This window comes from Caulobacter mirabilis (assembly GCF_002749615.1).
Taxonomy (GTDB): domain Bacteria; phylum Pseudomonadota; class Alphaproteobacteria; order Caulobacterales; family Caulobacteraceae; genus Caulobacter; species Caulobacter mirabilis.
Genome location: NZ_CP024201.1, coordinates 2633891 through 2652591 on the forward strand (window position 1 = coordinate 2633891; position 18701 = coordinate 2652591).

The 18701-nt window shown below is 68.7% G+C and carries 20 protein-coding genes; 15 read left to right on the forward strand and 5 right to left on the reverse strand.

Annotation, left to right across the window (positions count from 1 at the left end; translation table 11 throughout):
* Positions 1–111: 111 nt before the first annotated feature.
* Positions 112–1290, reverse strand: coding sequence for a ribonuclease D (gene rnd / locus CSW64_RS12775; protein WP_099622476.1), 1179 nt, complete (start codon positions 1288–1290; stop codon positions 112–114).
* Between the two features lie 94 nt (positions 1291–1384).
* Between rnd and purM the strand changes: the two genes are divergently transcribed.
* The 5 genes from purM (at position 1385) to CSW64_RS12800 (ending at position 4644) form a co-directional block, all read left to right on the forward strand.
* A complete protein-coding gene (purM, locus tag CSW64_RS12780; protein WP_099622477.1) occupies positions 1385–2410 on the forward strand; it encodes a phosphoribosylformylglycinamidine cyclo-ligase in 1026 nt (341 codons plus the stop codon).
* Between the two features lie 116 nt (positions 2411–2526).
* Entirely contained in the window at positions 2527–3108 is a 582-nt protein-coding gene (gene purN, locus CSW64_RS12785) for a phosphoribosylglycinamide formyltransferase (protein WP_099622478.1), read from the forward strand.
* Positions 3108–3314: a hypothetical protein gene (locus tag CSW64_RS12790; protein ID WP_099622479.1), complete on the forward strand. Its 207-nt coding sequence runs from the start codon at positions 3108–3110 to the stop codon at positions 3312–3314. The genes purN and CSW64_RS12790 overlap by 1 nt, the downstream gene beginning before the upstream one ends.
* 50 nt (positions 3315–3364) lie before the next feature.
* Positions 3365–3655: a DUF6958 family protein gene (locus CSW64_RS12795; protein WP_099622480.1), complete on the forward strand. Its 291-nt coding sequence runs from the start codon at positions 3365–3367 to the stop codon at positions 3653–3655.
* A gap of 326 nt (positions 3656–3981) precedes the next feature.
* The gene (locus CSW64_RS12800; RefSeq protein ID WP_099622481.1) at positions 3982–4644 is read left to right on the forward strand and encodes a hypothetical protein; all 663 of its coding nucleotides are present in this window, start codon (positions 3982–3984) and stop codon (positions 4642–4644) included.
* Between the two features lie 129 nt (positions 4645–4773).
* Here the strand turns inward: CSW64_RS12800 and ndk are convergent, their stop codons facing one another.
* Positions 4774–5193: a nucleoside-diphosphate kinase gene (ndk, locus tag CSW64_RS12805; protein WP_099622482.1), complete on the reverse strand. Its 420-nt coding sequence runs from the start codon at positions 5191–5193 to the stop codon at positions 4774–4776.
* Positions 5194–5303: 110 nt separating this feature from the next.
* Here ndk and CSW64_RS12810 point away from each other — a divergent pair, with 110 nt between their 5' ends.
* The 7 genes from CSW64_RS12810 to CSW64_RS12840 all read left to right on the forward strand — a co-directional run bounded on the left by CSW64_RS12810 (position 5304) and on the right by CSW64_RS12840 (position 11541).
* Positions 5304–7196: an ABC-F family ATP-binding cassette domain-containing protein gene (locus CSW64_RS12810; RefSeq protein WP_099622483.1), complete on the forward strand. Its 1893-nt coding sequence runs from the start codon at positions 5304–5306 to the stop codon at positions 7194–7196.
* 71 nt (positions 7197–7267) lie between these two features.
* A complete protein-coding gene (locus tag CSW64_RS12815) occupies positions 7268–7633 on the forward strand; it encodes a YciI family protein (protein ID WP_099622484.1) in 366 nt (121 codons plus the stop codon).
* Positions 7630–8892, forward strand: coding sequence for an RNA polymerase sigma factor (locus tag CSW64_RS12820; RefSeq protein ID WP_099622485.1), 1263 nt, complete (start codon positions 7630–7632; stop codon positions 8890–8892). Before CSW64_RS12815 ends, CSW64_RS12820 begins: the two co-directional genes overlap by 4 nt.
* A gap of 348 nt (positions 8893–9240) precedes the next feature.
* Positions 9241–9705 carry an SRPBCC family protein gene (locus CSW64_RS12825; RefSeq protein WP_099622486.1) on the forward strand — a complete coding sequence of 155 codons (465 nt, stop codon included), beginning with the start codon at positions 9241–9243 and terminating at the stop codon, positions 9703–9705.
* Positions 9706–9783: 78 nt separating this feature from the next.
* Positions 9784–10182, forward strand: a complete 399-nt coding sequence (locus tag CSW64_RS12830; RefSeq protein WP_099622487.1) for a DoxX family protein — start codon at positions 9784–9786, stop codon at positions 10180–10182.
* A gap of 9 nt (positions 10183–10191) precedes the next feature.
* Complete coding sequence (locus tag CSW64_RS12835; protein WP_099622488.1) at positions 10192–10731, forward strand: SRPBCC family protein; 540 nt, start codon at positions 10192–10194, stop codon at positions 10729–10731.
* A 9-nt stretch (positions 10732–10740) separates the two neighbouring features.
* The gene (locus tag CSW64_RS12840; protein WP_099622489.1) at positions 10741–11541 is read left to right on the forward strand and encodes an alpha/beta fold hydrolase; all 801 of its coding nucleotides are present in this window, start codon (positions 10741–10743) and stop codon (positions 11539–11541) included.
* A 22-nt stretch (positions 11542–11563) separates the two neighbouring features.
* Here the strand turns inward: CSW64_RS12840 and CSW64_RS12845 are convergent, their stop codons facing one another.
* From CSW64_RS12845 to CSW64_RS12855, 3 genes are all read right to left on the reverse strand, one after another.
* A complete protein-coding gene (locus tag CSW64_RS12845; RefSeq protein WP_099622490.1) occupies positions 11564–11896 on the reverse strand; it encodes a peptidase inhibitor I78 in 333 nt (110 codons plus the stop codon).
* Positions 11893–12354, reverse strand: coding sequence for a DNA polymerase III subunit chi (locus tag CSW64_RS12850; RefSeq protein ID WP_099622491.1), 462 nt, complete (start codon positions 12352–12354; stop codon positions 11893–11895). The genes CSW64_RS12845 and CSW64_RS12850 overlap by 4 nt, the downstream gene beginning before the upstream one ends.
* Positions 12355–12457: 103 nt before the next feature.
* Complete coding sequence (locus tag CSW64_RS12855) at positions 12458–13942, reverse strand: leucyl aminopeptidase (protein WP_099622492.1); 1485 nt, start codon at positions 13940–13942, stop codon at positions 12458–12460.
* Positions 13943–14130: 188 nt separating this feature from the next.
* Between CSW64_RS12855 and lptF the strand changes: the two genes are divergently transcribed.
* Genes lptF through CSW64_RS12870 form a run of 3 tightly spaced genes read left to right on the forward strand, consistent with a single transcriptional unit; the run spans position 14131 to position 18691 of the window.
* Positions 14131–15282: an LPS export ABC transporter permease LptF gene (gene lptF / locus CSW64_RS12860; RefSeq protein ID WP_099622493.1), complete on the forward strand. Its 1152-nt coding sequence runs from the start codon at positions 14131–14133 to the stop codon at positions 15280–15282.
* On the forward strand, positions 15279–16424 hold the full coding sequence (gene lptG / locus CSW64_RS12865; RefSeq protein ID WP_099622494.1) for an LPS export ABC transporter permease LptG: 1146 nt from the start codon (positions 15279–15281) through the stop codon (positions 16422–16424). Before lptF ends, lptG begins: the two co-directional genes overlap by 4 nt.
* Complete coding sequence (locus tag CSW64_RS12870) at positions 16424–18691, forward strand: LPS-assembly protein LptD (RefSeq protein ID WP_099622495.1); 2268 nt, start codon at positions 16424–16426, stop codon at positions 18689–18691. The genes lptG and CSW64_RS12870 overlap by 1 nt, the downstream gene beginning before the upstream one ends.
* Positions 18692–18701: the final 10 nt, after the last annotated feature.

The window sequence follows — 18701 nt, forward strand, 5'->3', positions numbered from 1 at the left end:
CTAAGGCGGTCGGGTTCGCGCAGGACGCTGGTGGAGCGTCGGTCGCATTGGACCCGCTCCACCCTGCTTCGCATGGTCCCCCTCTCCCAGAGGAAGAGGATTAGAAGGCGCTCAGCTCGCCGCCGCCTTCGGCGCGCGACGGACTTCGACGACCCGCACCCGCGTGCCGTCCAGGACCAGGGCCAGTTCGCCGCGCTTCAGCTTCAGGGCGTCGGCCCCGAAGGCGTCGCGCCGCCAGCCGTGCAGGGCGCCGACATCGGCCTGGTCGTCGTTGGCGATCTTTTCCAGGTCCGAGACCGTGGCGATCAGCTTGCTGGCCACGCCGGCGTCCTCCGACCGGGCCTTGAGCAGGACCTTCAGCAGTTCGACCACCGCGCCGGCGGCCGCGTTCTGAGGACCGCGCTCGCGCTCGATCTTCGGGGCGTAGCCCTCCGGATCCTTCAGCGCCTCCTTGATGGCCGCCAGGAGGTCCGGACCGAACTTGCTGCCCGAGAAGCCCTTGGGCACCCCGCGCAGGCGATCCAGAGCCCCTGCGTCGGTCGGCGCCTGGGCGGCGAGTTCGTCGATCGCCTCGTCCTTCAGGATGCGGCCGCGCGGCTGGTCGCGCTGCTGGGCGGTGCGCTCGCGCCAGGCGGCCACGGCCTTGAACACGGCCAGGTATTTGGCGGTGTGCTTGCGCGGCTTGAGGCGCTTCCAGGCGTTCTCCGGATCGACGTCGTACATCGCCGGATCGGTGAGCGCGGCCATCTCCTCCTCGACCCAGGCCAGGCGGCCGCTCTTCTCCAGCCGCTGGCGCAGCATCGGATAGAGCTTGGCCAGGTGGGTCACGTCGGCCAGGGCGTAGCTCAGCTGGCTGTCGGTCAGAGGCCGCCGCGCCCAGTCGGTGAACCGGCTGGACTTGTCGATCTCGATCTTCAGCATCTGGCGGACCAGGGCGTCATAGGCGATCTGCTCGCCGAAGCCCGCCGCCATGCCGGCGATCTGCGTGTCGAACAGCGGCCGCGGCATGGCGCCCAGGTTGTTGAAGATCTCGACGTCCTGACGGGCGGCGTGGAAGACCTTCAGGATCTTCTCGTCGCGCAGGATGTCCAGAAGCGGGTTCAGATCGAACCCGTCCGCCATGGGGTCGATGGTCGCCTCGGCCCCGTTCGGAGCGGCGATCTGGATCAGGCAGAGCTTGGGCCAATAGGTCGTCTCGCGCATGAACTCTGTGTCCACGGCGACAAAAGACTGACCTTTCAATGACTTGCAGAATTCCGCCAGTTCGGCGGTGGTGGTGATCGGCTGCATCGGCTAGCTATAGCCTCGCGAAGGGCCGAGTCTGCAAGAGGCAAGCCCCTTTTCCGCTTGATTTTCATACCCGTAGTTGCCGCAAAGACCCCCCATGACCGATCGGCCCAACGGCCTCACCTACGCCCAGGCGGGCGTCGACATCGACGCCGGCAACGCCCTCGTCGAAGCCATCAAGCCCCTGGCCAAGGCCACGGCGCGGCCCGGCGTGGCCGGCGGACTGGGCGGTTTCGGCGCCCTGTTCGACCTGAAGGCGGCCGGCTACGAGGACCCGCTGCTGGTCTCCACCACCGACGGCGTCGGCACCAAACTGAAGATCGCCATCGAGACCGGTCTGCACGACACCGTCGGCATCGACCTGGTCGCCATGTGCGTCAACGACCTGCTGGCCCAGGGCGCCGAGCCGCTGCTGTTCCTGGACTATTTCGCCACCGGCAAGCTGGACGTGGAGACCGCGACACGGGTCGTGGCGGGCATCGCCGAGGGCTGCAAACTGGCCGGCTGCGCGCTGGTCGGCGGCGAGACGGCCGAGATGCCGGGCATGTACGCCGACGGCGAGTACGACCTGGCCGGCTTCAACGTCGGGGCGGTGAACCGCGACGGCGTCCTGCCCCGCCTGGACCAGCAGCGCGCCGGCGACATGCTGATCGGCCTTTCCTCCAGCGGCCCGCACAGCAACGGCTATTCGATGGTCCGCAAGGTGGTCGAGCGCTCGGGCCTGGCCTGGGACGCCCCCTGCCCCTGGGACGCCGACCGAACCCTGGCCCAGGCCCTGATGGCCCCGACCCGGGTCTACGTGAAGTCCACGATCGCGCTGATCAAGGCTGGCCGCATCAAGGGCCTGGCCCACATCACCGGCGGCGGCCTGATCGAGAACCCGCCCCGCGCCATCGCCGAGGGCCTGGTCCCCAACTTCGACTGGAACGCCTGGGATCTGCCGCCCGTGTTCCAGTGGCTGCAGGAAACCGGCGGCATCGCCGAGCACGAGATGCGCCGGACCTTCAACTGCGGCGTCGGCCTGCTGCTGATCGTCGGCCGCGACGAGGCCCCGGAGGTGCTGGAAGCCCTGCTGGACGCCGGCGAGGACGCCTTCGTCTGCGGCGAGCTGGCGAAGGGATAGACTTAAATCGCCCTGCGTCCTTCGAGACGCGGGCCTGAGGGCCCGCTCCCCAGGATGACGAACTCAGCATTCGTCATGGTGAGGAGCGAGCATCTAGCGAGCGTCTCGAACCACGCATGACCGCCAGCCGCGCCAAAGTCGCCGTCCTGATCTCCGGTCGCGGGTCGAACATGACCGCGCTGGTCGAGGCCGCGCGGGCGGCGGACTGCCCTTACGAGGTGGCGCTGGTGCTCTCCAACAAGGCCGAGGCCGAGGGACTGACCCTGGCCGCCGAGGCGGGGATCGCGACCCTGGCCATTCCCAGCAAGCCCTACGGCGCCGACCGCGAAGCCCATGAGCGCGCCGTGGACGCGGCCCTGCGCGAGGCCGGGATCGAGGTCGTCGCCCTGGCCGGCTACATGCGCATCCTGACGCCTTTCCTGGTCGAGGCCTGGGCCGGGCGGATGATCAACATCCACCCCTCCCTGCTGCCGAAATATCCTGGCCTGGACACCCATCGCCGCGCCATCGAGGCCGGCGACGCCGAGGCCGGCTGCACGGTGCACCTGGTGACCGTCGGCGTGGACGAGGGCCCGATCGTCGACCAGGCCCGCGTCCCGATCGAGGCAGGAGACACGCCGGAGACCCTGGCCGCCAGGGTGCTGATCGCCGAGCACCAGCTCTATCCGGCCGCCCTCGCCAAGCTGGTCGCCGGCTGATGGTCCGTCTGCGCGGCTGCGAGACCTGTCGGCGGCAGTGGCTGGTCGACGGCAGACTGCCCCAACGCCTCGGCGTCAACGCCGGCGGGGCCGTGCTCTACCGCTGCGACGCCTGCGCGGCCTGGTGGGAGGAGACCCCGCGCGGGACCCAGGTGATCACCGACGACGAGGCCCGCGAGAGCTACCCGGACCTGATGCTCGGATAGACGCGGCGGCCGCGGCGCCTCAGTCTGGCGGTCCGCGACGGGAGCCCGCCATGCCGGACGAGAAGATCACCATCCAGAACGTGCTGCAGCCGGGGAAGACCTATCAGGTCGACGCCGCCAAGTTCACCGCCGCCCGCGACGCCCTGCTGAGCGTGCTGCCGGCGACCAGCCCCGGCCTGACCCAGGGCGAGATGACCCTGGCGGTGCGCGCCGCCGTCTCGCCCGAACAGTTCCCCGGCACGACCAGCAGCTGGTGGATGAAGTCGGCCCAGCTCGACCTGGAGGCCAAGGGCGTCATCGTCCGCGAGAAGACCAAGCCCCTGCGCTGGCGGCGGGCGTAGGCGGGGTTCGGAAATCGCGTTGCGTCCTTCGAGACGCTCGCCTGAAGCTCGCTCCTCAGGATGACGAAGTCTGTAGGACGCAAACCCCCTTCGTCATGGTGAGGAGCGATCCCTGAGGATCGCGTCTCGAACCACGCACAGGACATCCGCACGGCCGCCCCGAGACCCAGAGGACACGCCCCCTGCAGGAGCATGTCCCCGCGCTTCCCCTGCCACCCACCGAACAGCGTTCAGAAAAATTCAACCCCAGGCTGTCCACTCTGCCGGTCGATGTCGCGGGGGCGGCCATCGGGGCCTCCCGAATTCGATCTCGGAGAGGAACGGCCATGTCCACATTTCTGACGATCAACGTCACGAACAACACGTCCTCTAGGCAGGACTTCTACTTCTTCCAGCAGCCCGCCGTCCTCACCGGCGGCTCCCAGGTCTACAGCAACAGCCTGTACACGCATCCGCTGCAGCCGTACCAAGCCTCCGGGATGGTTCTGACCTTCCAGGTCTCCCAGCAGCCCTACGCCGCCATCCAGCAGGCGGCGGACTGGCCCCAGGTCGGCCGACCGTCGGGGTTCGCCATGGCCGCCCGGCCGATCGACCTGACCCCACCCAGCGGTTCGGCGAACGATTGGACTACCGCGTCCGTCCAGCCTCTCGGTCTGTCGCAACCCATGCCCGGCAGGGGCCAGCGCCCAGGCAGCTTCCGGATCACCATCCCGTCCTATCAGCCGACGCAGATCTACAACATCGGCCAGGCCGTCCAGGTCCAGAACGCGCCGATCCTGTCGAGCTTCATCATCGCGAACCCCAACACGAACACCGACTGCATGCCGGCGGCGAAGTTCTACGTCCAGGCCGGCGCCTTCACGCCCGGCACCATCATCAACTTCCCCTCGTCCAGCGTCGACGCGGCGTTCTGCGACTTCACCGGCGGTGCAAGGATGATCAACGTCACGCACAATCCCGACGGGACATGGACCGTGCGGCAAGCCTGACGATCATACGCCCGAGGCGGCGGCGAGGCGGCGCGCGCGCCGCCCTCTCGCTGGCGCTGACTCATTGCGCATGAGAAAAGGGCCCCCGCCTTTCGGCGAGGGCCCCAATCTTCGAAAACCGCGTCGGGCTTAGCCGACGATGTCGGCGTCCGTGAAGAACTGGGCGATCTCGATGCCCGCGTTCTCGAGGCTATCCGAACCGTGGACCGAGTTCTCGCCGATCGACAGGGCGAACAGTTTGCGGATGGTGCCGTCGGCGGCCTGTTCCGGGTTGGTGGCGCCCATGACTTCGCGGTAGCGGGCCACGGCGTTGTCGCCTTGCAGGACCTGGACGACGACCGGCTCGGCGGTCATCTGGCCGACCAGCTCGCCGTAGAACGGACGCTCGGCGTGCACGGCGTAGAACGTCTTGGCCTGCTCTTCGGTCAGATGGACGCGACGCTGGGCGACGATGCGCAGGCCGGCCTCTTCGATGACGGCGTTGATCTTGCCGGTGATGTTGCGACGCGTGGCGTCGGGCTTGATGATCGAGAAGGTGCGTTCGGTCATGGCCGATGTGAGCCTTACACAAAGTTGGTGTTTTGGAGGTTGCGGGCTTATAGCGGCGGGCCCTCGATCCGCCAACACCTGTCTAAGAACGCGTTCACCGTAGCCCCCACATGCTTCAGATCAATGACCTCACCTTCGACGCCTGGGGGCGGCGCTTCCTCGACAAGGCCGGCGTATCGCTGCCGCCCGGGTCGAAGGTCGGACTGGTCGGCCGCAACGGCGTGGGCAAGTCGACCCTGTTCAAGCTGATCGTCGGCGAGCTGCAGGTTCCCGGCGACGAGATCAGCCTGCCCAAGAACACCCGCATCGGCCAGGTGGCGCAGGAGCATCCGGCGACGCCGGTCAGCCTGATGGACACCATCCTGGAGGCCGACGAGGAGCGCCACGCCCTGATGACCCGGCTGGAGACGGCCGATCCGGAAGAGATGGGCGACATCTGGGGTCGGCTGATCGAGATCGACGCCGACTCGGCCCCCGCCCGCGCCGCCGAGATCCTCGCCGGCCTGGGCTTCAGCACCGACGACCTGGAGCGGCCGATGGCCGAGTTCTCCGGCGGCTGGCGGATGCGCGTGGCCCTGGCGGCGGCGCTGTTCTCCGAGCCGGACCTGATGCTGCTCGACGAGCCGACCAACTACCTCGACCTGGAAGGCGCCCTCTGGCTCGAGGCGCGGTTGAAGAAGTACCCGCACACGGCGCTGATCATCAGCCACGACCGCGAGCTGCTGAACAACAGCTGCACCCACATCCTGCACCTGGCGAATGGCAAGCTCGAGCTCTACACGGGCGGCTACGACGACTTCGAGAAGCGCCGCGCCGAGAAGGCCCGCCTGCAGCTGGCCAACAAGGCCAAGCAGGACGCCGAGCGCGCCCACCTGCAGGCCTTCGTCGACCGCTTCAGGGCCAAGGCCTCCAAGGCCGCTCAGGCCCAGTCGCGGATGAAGCGGCTGGCCAAGATGGAGCCGGTGGCCACGACCATCGAGGAGCGGGTCGCACCCTTCACCCTGCCCTCGCCGCCGCGCCCGCTGGCGCCGCCGCTGATCCGGCTGGAGAGGGCCAACGTCGGCTACGAACCCGGCCGGCACATCCTCAGGAACCTGAACCTGCGGATGGACCTGGACGACCGCATCGGCCTGCTGGGCGTCAACGGCGCCGGCAAGTCGACCTTCGCCAAGATGATCGCCGGCGCCCTGGGCGTGGAGAGCGGCGAGTTCCACCGCGACCGCAAGATGAAGGTCGGCTGGTTCCACCAGCACCAGATCGAGGCCATGGACCCCGAGGACACGGCGCTGGAGATCATCCGCCGCGCCATGCCCGAGGCGTCGGAAAGCTCGCGCCGATCGCGCCTGGCCCAGTTCGGCCTGCCGTTCGAGAAGCAGGAGACCACCGTCGCCAACCTCAGCGGCGGCGAGCGGGCCCGCCTGCTGCTGAACCTGGTGGCGATGGACGCGCCGCACATGCTGATCCTCGACGAGCCGACCAACCACCTCGACATCGACAGCCGCCGGGCCCTGCTCGACGCGCTGAACGACTACGAAGGGGCGGTGATCCTGATCACCCACGACCGCTCGCTGATGGAGCTGGTCGCCGACCGGCTGTGGCTGGCGGCCGACGGCACGATCAAGCCGTTCGACGGCGACATGGACGACTACGCCAGGTTCGTCATCGACCGCGCCCGCGTGGCCGCCCGCGCCCCGACCCAGGTCAAGCGCGACACGCCGGCCGCCGCGCCGACGCCTCCCCCGCCACCGCCTGCGCCAAAGCCCGCCGCCGGCATGGTCGGCCCGCTGAAGCGCAAGCTGGAGGCCGCCGAAGTCGTCGTGACCCGCACGACCAAGGCCCTGGAGGAGATCGACGCCGTCCTGGGCGACCCGGACCTCTATGTGAAGAACCCGGCCAAGGTCGCCGACTTCACCGCCAAGCGCGCCAAGGCCCAGGCCGCGGTCGACAAGGCCGAGGCCGAGTGGATGGACATCGCCGAGCAGCTTGCAGCCGCCGAAGGGTAGCAAAAAAGTTCGAGCGAACTGTCGGAACGCAGCTTACCTGTTCGTCCTCCGCAACGAACAAGGCCGCTCCGATGCTCTACGCCATCCTCTGCTACAACGCCGAAGACGTGGTCATGTCCTGGTCGCAGGAACAGGACGACGCCGTCATGGCCAAGCTCGATGTCGTCCACCAGCGCCTCTACGACGAGAAGAAGCTGGGACCGGCGATGCGCCTGATGGGCACCAGCACCGCCACCACCCTGCACAAGCAGCAGGATCTGGTCATCGACGGCCCCTATGCCGAGACCAAGGAAGCACTGCTGGGCCTCTACATCGTCGACGTGAAGGACCTGGAGGAAGGGCTCGCCGTCGCGCGGGCGCTCGGCCAGGCCAATCCCGGCGGCGCCTACGAACTGCGCCCCCTGCGCCTTTACCAGCCCGGAGTTGACATCGGATGAGTGCGGACATCGCCTGGATCGACGCGGCCATTACCTCCGCCCGCCCCCAGGCGATCGGCGCGCTGTTGCGCTATTTCCGCGACCTGGACATCGCCGAGGAGGCCTTCCAGGACGCCTGCCTGCGAGCGCTGAAAAGCTGGCCCGAAAAGGGCCCGCCGCGCGATCCGACGGCCTGGCTCATCATGGTCGGCCGCAACAGCGCCATCGACGGCGTGCGGCGGCGGGCCAAGACCACCGCCCTGCCCGACGAGGCGGCGATCTCCGACCTCGGCGACGCCGAGACCGACCTAGCCGACCGGCTGGACGACAGCCATTACCGCGACGACGTCCTGCGCCTGCTGTTCATCTGCTGCCACCCGGACCTGCCGGCGACGCAACAGATCGCCGTGGCCCTGCGCATCGTCTCGGGCCTGTCGGTGAAGCAGATCGCCCGCGCCTTCCTGGTCGGCGAGAGCGCCATGGAGCAGCGGATCACCCGCGCCAAGGCCAAGATCCAGGCCGCCGACGTCCCCTTTGAGACCCCGGGTCCCGAGGAACGCGCCCAGCGCGTCGCGGCCGTGGCGGCCATGGTCTACCTCGTGTTCAACGAGGGCTACTCGGCGACCGGCGACACCGCCACGGCGCGGGCCAAGCTTTGCGACGAGGCCGTCCGCCTGGCGCGGCTGCTGCTGAGGCTGTTCCCGACCGAGCCGGAGATCATGAGCCTGACCGCCCTGATGCTGCTGCAGGACGCCCGCGCCCGCGCGCGGTTCGACGCCCAGGGCGACATCGTGCTGCTCGACCAGCAGGACCGGACGCTGTGGGATCGGCGCAAGATCCACGAGGGGCTGGCCCTGATCGACAAGGCCGTACGTCATCGCCGGCCCGGCCCCTACCAGATCCAGGCCGCCATCGCCGCCCTGCACGCCCGCGCCGAGACGGCCGCGGACACCGACTGGAGCGAGATCGGCCAGCTCTACGCCGCCCTGGAGCGGCTGAACCCCTCGCCCGTCGTCACCCTGAACCGGGCGGTGGCGGTGTCCAAGGTCGACGGCCCGGAGGCCGCCCTGGCCCTGGTCGATCCGCTGGCCAAGGCGCTGGGCGGCTACTTCTACTTCCACGGCATGCGCGGCGCGCTGCTGATGCAGCTGAAGCGCGACGCCGAGGCCCGCGAGGCCTTCAACCAGGCCATCGCCCTGGCCGGCTCCTCCGCCGAGGCCGCCCACATCCGCTCGCAGCTGGACCAGCTGACCGACGGCGGCCAGTTCGCCCGGGCCTGATCCCTTCCGACTATCCCCGCGAAGGCGGGGACCCAAGCTGAGCCTCAAATCCATCACCATCGATGAAGCCGCACAGTCGGCTTGGGTCCCCGCCTTCGCGGGGACGCACGGGGGATAGGCGTCTCGCGGATGCCGACCTTCCTCTCCGCCCCTCTCTCATCCGTCTCCCTCGCGACGAGCGCGAGGATGACGGAGAGGGATCGACCGCGATCCCCGGCCAACAAAAAACCCTCCCCAGGAACATTTTTCTCCACCGCTTGTAGGACCGGCCAAATCTCCAACGTCCTTGGGTCGAACGGCGACGATGACCGCGCCGACACAGACAACAAGACACAAGGAAACAGACCGATGACCGCCGCCGCCGAACACGAACTGGTCCTGGAACGCATCTACGACGCCGCCCCGGAGACCGTCTTCAAGGCCCTGACCACCCCGGGACTGCTCAAGAAGTGGTTCGCTCCCGCACCCTGGAGCATCGTCTCCGCCGACTGCGACCTGCGTCCGGGCGGCTCGGCCGGGATCGTGATGAAGAGCCCCGAGGGCCAGGAATTCCCGAACCCGGGCGTCTACCTGGAAGTGATCCCCAACAAGCGGATCGTCTCGACCGACGCCTTCACCCCCGGCTGGAACCCGGCCGGTCCGTTCATGGTCGCGATCATCGACCTGGAAGACCTCGGCGACGGCCGCACCAAGTACACCGCCCGCGCCCGCCATTGGACCGCCGAGGCCAAGCAGCAGCACGAGCAGATGGGCTTCCACGAAGGCTGGGGACAGACCGCCGACCAGCTGGGCGAACTGCTCAAGACCCTTTGACGCCCAACCCAAAGCCGCTCCGGGACCGCCCCGGGGCGGCCCCATTGACTGAGCATTCAAGAAGAAGGGGCTGTTTCGATGAGTGATTTCCTGAACTCGAAAGGCGCGGTCTGGACCGGACGGATCATGTCCGGCGTCGCTGTCCTGTTCCTGGCGCCCAACGTCGTGATCAAGCTGATCGACCATCCGATCGTCCAGCAGACCATGACCCAGCTGCAATGGCCCACCAAGTTCGACATCCTGATCGGGGTGATCGAGCTGACCTGCCTGGTCCTCTACGTTATCCCGCGGACGGCCGTGCTCGGCATGATCCTGATGACCGGGATCCTTGGCGGAGCGATCGCCACCCACCTGCGGATCGAGAACCCGCTGTTCAGCCACACGCTGTTCGGGGTCTACCTGGGCGTCTGGATGTGGGCCGCCCTGTGGCTGCGCTCTCCCCGGCTGCGCGCCGTCATTCCCTTCCGTTCGGAATAGGAGGCTTTCATGAGCCCTCTGCTGATCGTGCTTCTTGTCGTCGCCGCGGCCGTTCTGGGCGTGCTCGCCCTGGCCCTCAGCCGTCCCAACGTCTTCCGCATCGAGCGTTCGACCTTGGTTGAGGCCCCGCCCGAGGCGATCTATCCGCTGATCGCCGACTTCAAGGGCTGGAACCGATGGTCGCCGTTCGAGGCCATGGATCCGAACCTGCGCCGCAGCTACGCCGGCTCGGCCCAGGGCGCCGGTGCCCTCTACGCCTGGGAGGGCCGAAAGGCCGGCTCAGGTCGGATGGAGATCGTGGAAGCAACGCTGTCCAAGGTCCTGATCAAGCTCGACTTCTTCAAGCCGTTCGAAGGTCACAACCAGGCCGAGTTCACCCTCGTCCCGGAAGCGGCCGGCACGCGGGTCAGCTGGGCGATGTTCGGCCCCCAGACCCTGTTCCCGGGCAAGCTGATGAGCCTGGTCTTCAACATGGAGCACAACCTGGGTCCGACCTTCGAGAAGGGTCTGGCCGACATGAAGACCGCCGCCGAAGCTTCTGGAAAGTAAGGGCCCGTCATGGACGTCAACACGCCCGATCGCGCCGGCCGGATCAACGCCGACGGCCTCGACGTCTACTACGAGGGCTACGGCGGCGGCCCGGGAAGACCGCTGGTGATCCTGCACGGCGGCTTCATGTCCAGCGCCGCCCTGGGGCCTCTGCCGGCCGCCCTGGCCGTCGACCGGCCGGTGATCGCCTTCGACCTGGAGGGCCACGGCCGCACCCGCGACCTGGACCGGCCGCTCAGCACCGACCAGATGGGTCGCGACGTCGGGGCGGCGATCAAGGCCCTGGCCCTGGGGCCGGTCGACCTGCTCGGCTTCAGCATGGGCGGCGCGGCGGCCCAGCGGACCGCCTTCCACCATCCGGAGCTGGTGCGCCGGCTGGTGCTGGTCTCGACCAGCTACAGCAACGACGGTTTCCAGCCCGGGATCACCGCCATGTGGCCGTCGATGTCGGCGGAAGGCTTCAAGGGCACGCCGATGGAAGGCCTCTACGCCCAGACCGCGCCCGAGCCGGAGCGCTGGCCGGTCTTCGTCGACAAGATGAAGCAGATGATGATCGGCTTCGAGGGCTGGCCGAAGAGCGATCTGCAAGCCATCAAGGCCCCGACCCTGCTGATGCTCGGCGACGCGGACCTGATCCGGCTGGACTACGCGGTCGAGATGTTCGGCCTGCTCGGCGGCGGCCAGGGCGCCGGCATGGTCGGATCGTCCCCGTCACGCCTGGCCGTGCTGCCCGGCGTGACCCACTTCGACATCCTGTACCGACTGGACCTGCTGCTGCCGACGATCCAACCGTTCCTGGCGGAGGCCTAGGGAAAGCGGCGCGGCTGAGCGGTCAGCCGCACTTCACCTCTTTCACGATCCCGGTCTCGTTGTCGTAGAGGATGTTCAGGCGGTCCGGCCGGTAGTCCATCGTCATCGGACAGGTGGTGCAGGTCACCCGGCGCTTGGACGGATCGGTCGGCACCGGGATCTCGCTGCGGTTCTTGCCGACCAGATAGGCGAAGTCGGCGGATTTGCAGGAATCGGGCGGCGGCAGTTGTGGCGCGGGTTCGGCGGGGCGCTCCGCGCGGGGCGGCGCGGCCTCCATGGTCGGGGCCGAGGGCTTCTCGACCGGGATGCAGCCCGCCAGGCCGACCATGGCGGCCATCGCCAGCAGCTTCTTCATGCCTTCTTCTCCCAGCCCCGTTCCTCGCCCTGCTGCCAATAGCTGATCGGCAGGCCTTGGGCCTTGAAAGTCTTCCATCGCGCCCGCGCGTCGTTCAAGGCCGCGTCGTCACGACCGTCGAACAGCACGATGCAGCGCTCATAGGCCGACAGGTCGCCGGGCTCCGCCCCGTCGATCAGGAACAGCGCCTGCGCGCCGTTCGGATTGTCCTGTTCGGTGGTGATCAGCACCGGCTGCCGGTCGGCGAACGGCTCGCTCGCCTGGCCGTGCGGCAGGAAGCTCTCGTCGCGATAGCTCCACAGCCAGCCGTCCAGATGGTCCAGCCGGTCGGCGGCGCCGGTCCGCACCAGCGCCCGCCAGCCGCGCTTGAGCGTCCGATCCAGCAGGTCGGGCAGCACCTGGTCGAGCGACGACCGCTCCAGGTGGTAGAACCAGACCTCGCAGGTTGGGTTGCTCATCCCTACTCCGACCGTCCCCGTGGAAACGGGGACCCAAGCTGACTCTCAGCCTTCATTTCGCCAGCTTGGACCCCCGCCTTCGCGGGGGCAATCGGCTGAGGGGTCAGGCCTCGTACTTGTCCGCCACCATCTGGTTCAGCAGGCGCACGCCGAAGCCGACGGCGCCGTCCGGGATGGTCGGGACGGTCGAGGGCTTCTTCCAGGCGGTCGAGGCGATGTCCAGGTGCGCCCAGGGCAGGCCGTTGACGAAGCGCTGCAGGAACAGCGCCGCCGTGATCGAGCCGCCCGCCCGGCCGTTGCCGGTGTTCTTCATGTCGGCGATGGCGCTGTCGATATGCTTGTCGTAGATCGCCGGCAGCGGCATCCGCCACAGCGGCTCGCCCGTAGCCTTGGAAGCGGCCAGCAGGTTCTCGGACAGCTCGTCGTTGTTGCTGAACAGGCCGGCGTAGTCGTTGCCCAGCGAGATGATGATCGCGCCGGTCAGGGTGGCCAGGTCGACCATGAACTTCGGCTTGAAGCGGTTCTGGCAGTACCAGAGGGCGTCGGCCAGCACGAGGCGGCCTTCGGCGTCGGTGTTGATGACCTCGATGGTCTGGCCCGACATCGAGGTGACCACGTCGCCGGGACGCTGGGCGTTCCCGTCAGGCATGTTCTCGACCAGGCCCAGGATGCCGACGGCGTTGACCTTGGCCTTGCGGGCCGCCAGCACGTGCATGAGGCCGGCCACGGCGGCCGAGCCGCCCATGTCCCACTTCATGTCCTCCATGCCGTCGGCCGGCTTCAGGCTGATGCCGCCGGTGTCGAAGCAGACGCCCTTGCCGACAAAGGCGACCGGCTGCTCGTCGCCGCCGCCCTTCCACTGCATCACCACCAGCTGGCTCTCGCGGACGCTGCCCTGGCCGACGCCGAGAAGGCTGCCCATGCCGAGCTTCTCCATCTCGGCCTCGCCGAGAATCTCCACCTTCAGGCCCAGAACCTCGAGCTCCTTGACCCGCTGGGCGTAGGCCGCCGGGTACAGGACGTTCGGCGGCTCGGAGACCAGGTCGCGCGCGAAGTAGACGGCCTCGCCCAGGGCCTTCAGCGGGCCATAGGCGGCCTCGGCCGCGGCGACGTCGTCGACGGCGACCTGCACCGTCGCCACCGACGGCTTCTTCTCCGGCTTCTCGGTGGTGCGGTACTTGTCGAACCGGTAGGCGGCCAGGACCGCGCCCAGAGCCGCGCGGGCGGCGACGTCGGCCGGCGCGCCCGGCAGCAGCAGGGTCAGGGTCTCTGCGCCGCTGAGCTTCACAGCGGCGTAGGCGTTGGCCGCGAAGGTCTCGGCCGGCTCGCCGCCGAAGGCGTCCGCCGCGCCGGCGCCGATCACGACCAGGCGCTGGACGTCGGCCGACGGCGCGACAAGGTCGACGCTCTGGCCGGCCTTGCCCTGGAATCGGGTCGAGGCCGCGACGGCGCGGGCGACGGCGCCGCCGGTCAGCTTGTCCAGATCCTCGGCGCCCCAGGACAGCTTGCCGTCCTCGAAGGCGATGACGGCCAGCGCCCCGCCGGCGGGAACCTTGCTACGGTCGGAGGCGACGAATTGGATGCGCATGGATTGCTCCTGAAATCTCGTCCGGGCGGCATAGTCCAACCGGCGCCCATAGGGAAGCTTTGGGGCAAGCTTTTGGCGGCGCGTTGAGGACGCCAGGGCAGTTGTTTCCGGCCGCGACCGGCGTATAGAACGGTCAGCCCCCGATTTGGGGTTCCCCCCGACTCCGGAAGGGCTCTAGCCTCCCCCGCATGCGTCTGATCGAGCGCTATCTGTTCCGCCAGCTGCTGACCCCGACGCTCCTCGCGACGGCGGCGCTCGGCGCCGTTGGACTGCTGAGCCAGAGCCTGGGCCAGCTGGACATCATCATCGAGCAGCGACAGACCGCCTGGGTCTTCGTGCAGGTCATCGTCCTGGCCATGCCCCAGCTGATGAACCTGATCCTGCCGATCGCCATCTTCGTCGCGGCCCTGGTTGGACTGAACCGTCTGCAGGCGGACCATGAGCTGGTCGTCTGCCAGGCCGCCGGCATGACCCGCTGGCGCGTCATCTCGCCGGCGCTGCGGCTGGCCGTGCTGGCCGTGCTGATCGGGCTGTTCGTGAACCTGTTCGTGCAGCCGGCCTCGTACCGGGCGATGCGCGAGATCGTCTTCGCCGCCAAGACCGACCTGGCGGCCACCCTGGTGCGCAAGGGCGAGTTCACCCAGCCGGCCTCCAACCTGACCGTCTACGGCCAGGACGTCGCGCCGGACGGGCGGATCAGCAACCTGTTCATCCACCAGCGCAACGAGAACGGCGGCGCCACCACCTATACCGCCCGCGAGGGCCGCATCACCTACCGCGACGGCCAGCCGGTGCTGGTCATGCACGACGGCTCCAACCAGGAGTTCTCCCGCGCCGGGGTGCTGAACTACCTGTCGTTCCAGGAGTACGCGCTGGAGCTGGCGCCGTTCCTGGATACCGGCGACACCATCACCTACAAGGCCTCCGACCGCTATCTGCACGAGCTGTTCTTCCCCGACCTGAACAAGGACTGGGAGCGCAAGAACCGGGACAAGCTCCTGGCCGAGGGCCATTCGCGGATCGCCTCGCCGCTCTACAGCCTGACCTTCATGGTCATGGCCCTGGCCGCGGTCCTGGGCGGCAGCTTCAGCCGGCTGGGCTACGGCAAGCGGATCGCCGCCATCGGCGCCGGCGCGGCCGTGGTCAGGATCATCGGCTTCGCCGTGCAGGCGGCCTGTGAGGACACGCCGGCGCTGAACGTGCTGCAGTACGTCATCCCCCTGCTGGCGACGGCCTGGGCGTTCGGCCAGCTGTACCGACCGGTTCGACGCCGCCCCGGCCTGCGCGAATGGTTGCCCTACGGCATCGCCGAGACCGAGAAGAAGGCCGTGGCCGCATGAGCCTGGGGATCGGACGACTGGAGCGCTACGTCCTGGCGCGCACCCTGACCGGGGTCGCCGGCGCCCTGGCGGTGATCGGGGCGGTGATCCTGCTGATCGATTTCGTCGAGGTCTCCCGCACCGTCGGCGGCCGCGGCGACGCCGGCTTCCCGCGCCTGCTGTGGCTGACCCTGCTCAAGGCGCCGTCGACGATCCTGACCCTGCTGCCGTTCGCCTTCCTGTTCGGCACCCTGGCGGCCTTCGTCGGCCTGAACCGACGCAGCGAGCTGATCGCCATGCGCGCGGCGGGGGTCTCGGCCTGGCGGTTCATCCTGCCGGCCGCGGCGGCCGCCTTCGTCGTCGGCGCGACCACCGTCGCCGCCCTGAACCCCCTGGCGGCTGTCCTCGGCGCCCAGTTCGAACGCTCGCGCGACGCGGTGCTGGAGGAGTTCCAGACCTCGAAGCCCAAGGACACCTGGCTGCGCCAGGGCGACGCCAGCTCGCAGGTCGTCATCCGCGCCCAGTCGCACGACGAGACCGACGGCACCGTGCGCCTGAAGAACGTCTCGATGTTCGTCTACCGGGTGAACAGCAGCGGAGGCCTGGAGTTCTCCCGCCGGATCGAAGCAGAGGAAGCCCGCCTGATGCCCGGCTACTGGCGCCTGCGCGGCGTGCGTGAAGCCGCCCCCGGCGCCGGCGCGGTCCGCTCCGAGACATTGTCGATCCCCTCGACCCTCGACGAACAGGCGGCGCTCGAACGCTTCACCACGCCCAACGCCATCGCCTTCTGGCGTCTGCCGGCGACGATCCGCGGGGCGGAATCGGCCGGTTTCTCGGCCCTGCCCTATCGGCTGCGGCTGCACCAGCTGCTGGCGACGCCGCTGCTGTTCGCGGCCATGTCGGTGCTGGCGGCGGCGTTCTCGCTGCGGCTGATGCGGCTGGGCGGCCTGGCGGCGCTGGCCGGATCCGGCGTGGCGCTGGGCTTCGTGTTCTTCTTCTTCAACCAGTTCAGCGGCGCGCTGGGCAAGGCGGAGATCATCCCCGCCTTCGCCGCCGCCTGGGCGCCGCCGCTTCTGGCGCTGTTATCGGGACTGACGCTGCTTTGCTATACGGAGGACGGCGGAATCGTGCGCAGGCGCGTCGCCGGGAGGATGAAAGCCTGATGAGTTACGCCAGCCGACGCTTTCCGGTCGGGTTCGGGCGCGCCGGTCTGCTGGCCGGCGCCGCCGTGCTGGCGCTCGCCGCGGCCTCGCCCGCGCTCGCCCAGAGCCAGCCCGCCGCGCCGCCCGCCGACGCCAACGACGACGGCCTGGGCGAGCAGGGCTTCTATCTCGAGGCCAACGAGCTCATCCGCGACGACGCCAATCAGGTGGTCTCCGCCGAGGGCGACATCGAAGTCCGCTATCGCGGCCGCACTCTGCGGGCGAACAAGCTGGTCTATGAGCTGAAGACCGGCGTGATCACCGCCAGCGAGAACGTCGTCATCATCGACCCCACCGGCGCGGTGTCGTTCGCCGACAAGATGGTTCTGGACGAGGAGATGCGCGCCGGCGTGGCGCTGGGCTTCTCGACCCGCCTGGAAGACAACACCAAGCTCGCCGCCGCCACCGCCATCCGGCGCAGCGAAGCGGTCAACGAGCTGAACCGGGCGATCTATACGCCCTGCGAGATCTGCGCCGAGAACAAGGACAAGGCCCCGACCTGGTCGATCCGCGCCGAGAAGGTGGTCCAGGATCGCGACAAGCGGGTCGTCTACTACCGCAACGCCGTGATCGAGATGTTCGGCGTGCCGGTCTTCTACGCCCCCGCCTTCTGGCACGCCGACCCGAGCGCCGAGCGCGCCTCGGGCCTGCTGGCGCCCAAGCTGCTGTACTCCGACCGGCGCGGCATCTCCTACGAGCAGCCCTACGCCTGGATCATCTCGCCGTCGCAAGACCTGGTGATCAGCCCGCAGATCAACACCAAGGTGAACCCGCTGCTGAACTTCCAGTGGCGCAAGCGGTTCTGGTCCGGCGAGATCAACGCCCGCTTCGGCTACACCTACGAACGGGACATCGACAGCAACGGCAGCCGCGTCGGCAAGCGCACCTCGCGCAGCTACCTGCTCGGAAGCGGCGACTTCAAGATCGACGAGAACTGGAGCTGGGGCTTCGCCGCCGAACGGACCTCGGACGACCTGCTGTTCGACAAGTACGACATCGGCGACGTCTACCAGCAACGCGGCCTGATCCCGACGGACGACAAGCGGCTGACCTCGCAGGTCTACGCCATCCGCCAGGACGCCCGGTCCTACTTCTCGATCTCCGCCCTGAGCATCCAGGGCCTGCGGCCCGACGACGACGACCGCACCTTCCCGCTGGTCGCCCCGCTGGTCGAGGCCCGCTGGGAGCCCGAGGGCCCGGTGTTCGGCGGCCGGCTGCGGCTGCAGGGCAGCGCCGTGGCCCTGACCCGCGATCAGTCGCAGTACGTGGCCAGCCAGCCCGGCGTCGACAGCCGCCGGGTCAGCGCCCAGGGCGACTGGCGGTCGACCTACACCTTCGCCGGCGGCCTGCGGCTCTCGCCCTTCGCCGAACTGCGGACCGACGTCTACAGCCTCAATGACCTGCCGCCGCCCTACGCCCCCGGCGGCGACACCATCACCCGCACGCTCGGCGTCGCCGGCGTCGACGTCAGCTACCCGCTGTGGCGGCGCGACGGCGACCGCACCATCGTGCTGGAGCCCCTGCTGCAGGTCGCCCTGTCGCCCGACAGCGATCCCGACTCGCGCATTCCGAACGAAGACAGCGTGGTGTTGGAGTTCGACGAGACCAACCTGATGCGGGCGAACAAGTTCCCAGGCTTCGACCTCTATGAGGGCGGCCAGCGGATCAATGTCGGCGGCCGGGCGTCGGTCATGTACGACGACGGCCGCGGCGCCACCCTGCTGGTCGGGCGCAGCTTCCGCTCGAAGAGGGATCTGCAGTTCCCCGCGCGGAGCGGCCTGCGCTCCTCTCAATCGGACTGGATCGTCGCCGCCGAGGCCCGGCCCATCAAGGGCGTCAGCTTCTTCACCCGCGCGCGCTTCGACGGGCAGGACGGCGACGTGCGGCGGATCGAAGCGGGCGTCGATGTCGTGACCAACCGCGTCGACGGCTTCATCCGCTATCTCCGGGACAACCAGGACATCACGGGCGTCCAGCGCGAAGACCTGGACTTCGCCGGCAACGTCCTCATCTCGGGCAACTGGGGCGTCACCTTCGCCGGCGTGCGCGACGTCGAGAACGACGTCTGGCGCCGCCAGGAACTGGGCGTGCGGTACCGCGACGACTGCCTCGACGTGGCGGTGGTATGGGTGCATGAGGAAACGTACAACCGCCAGCTGGGTCCGTCGGACTCGGTCATCCTGCGCCTAAAGCTCGCCACATTGGGCGATAAAGGCTACAGCCAGTGACGACCGGCCG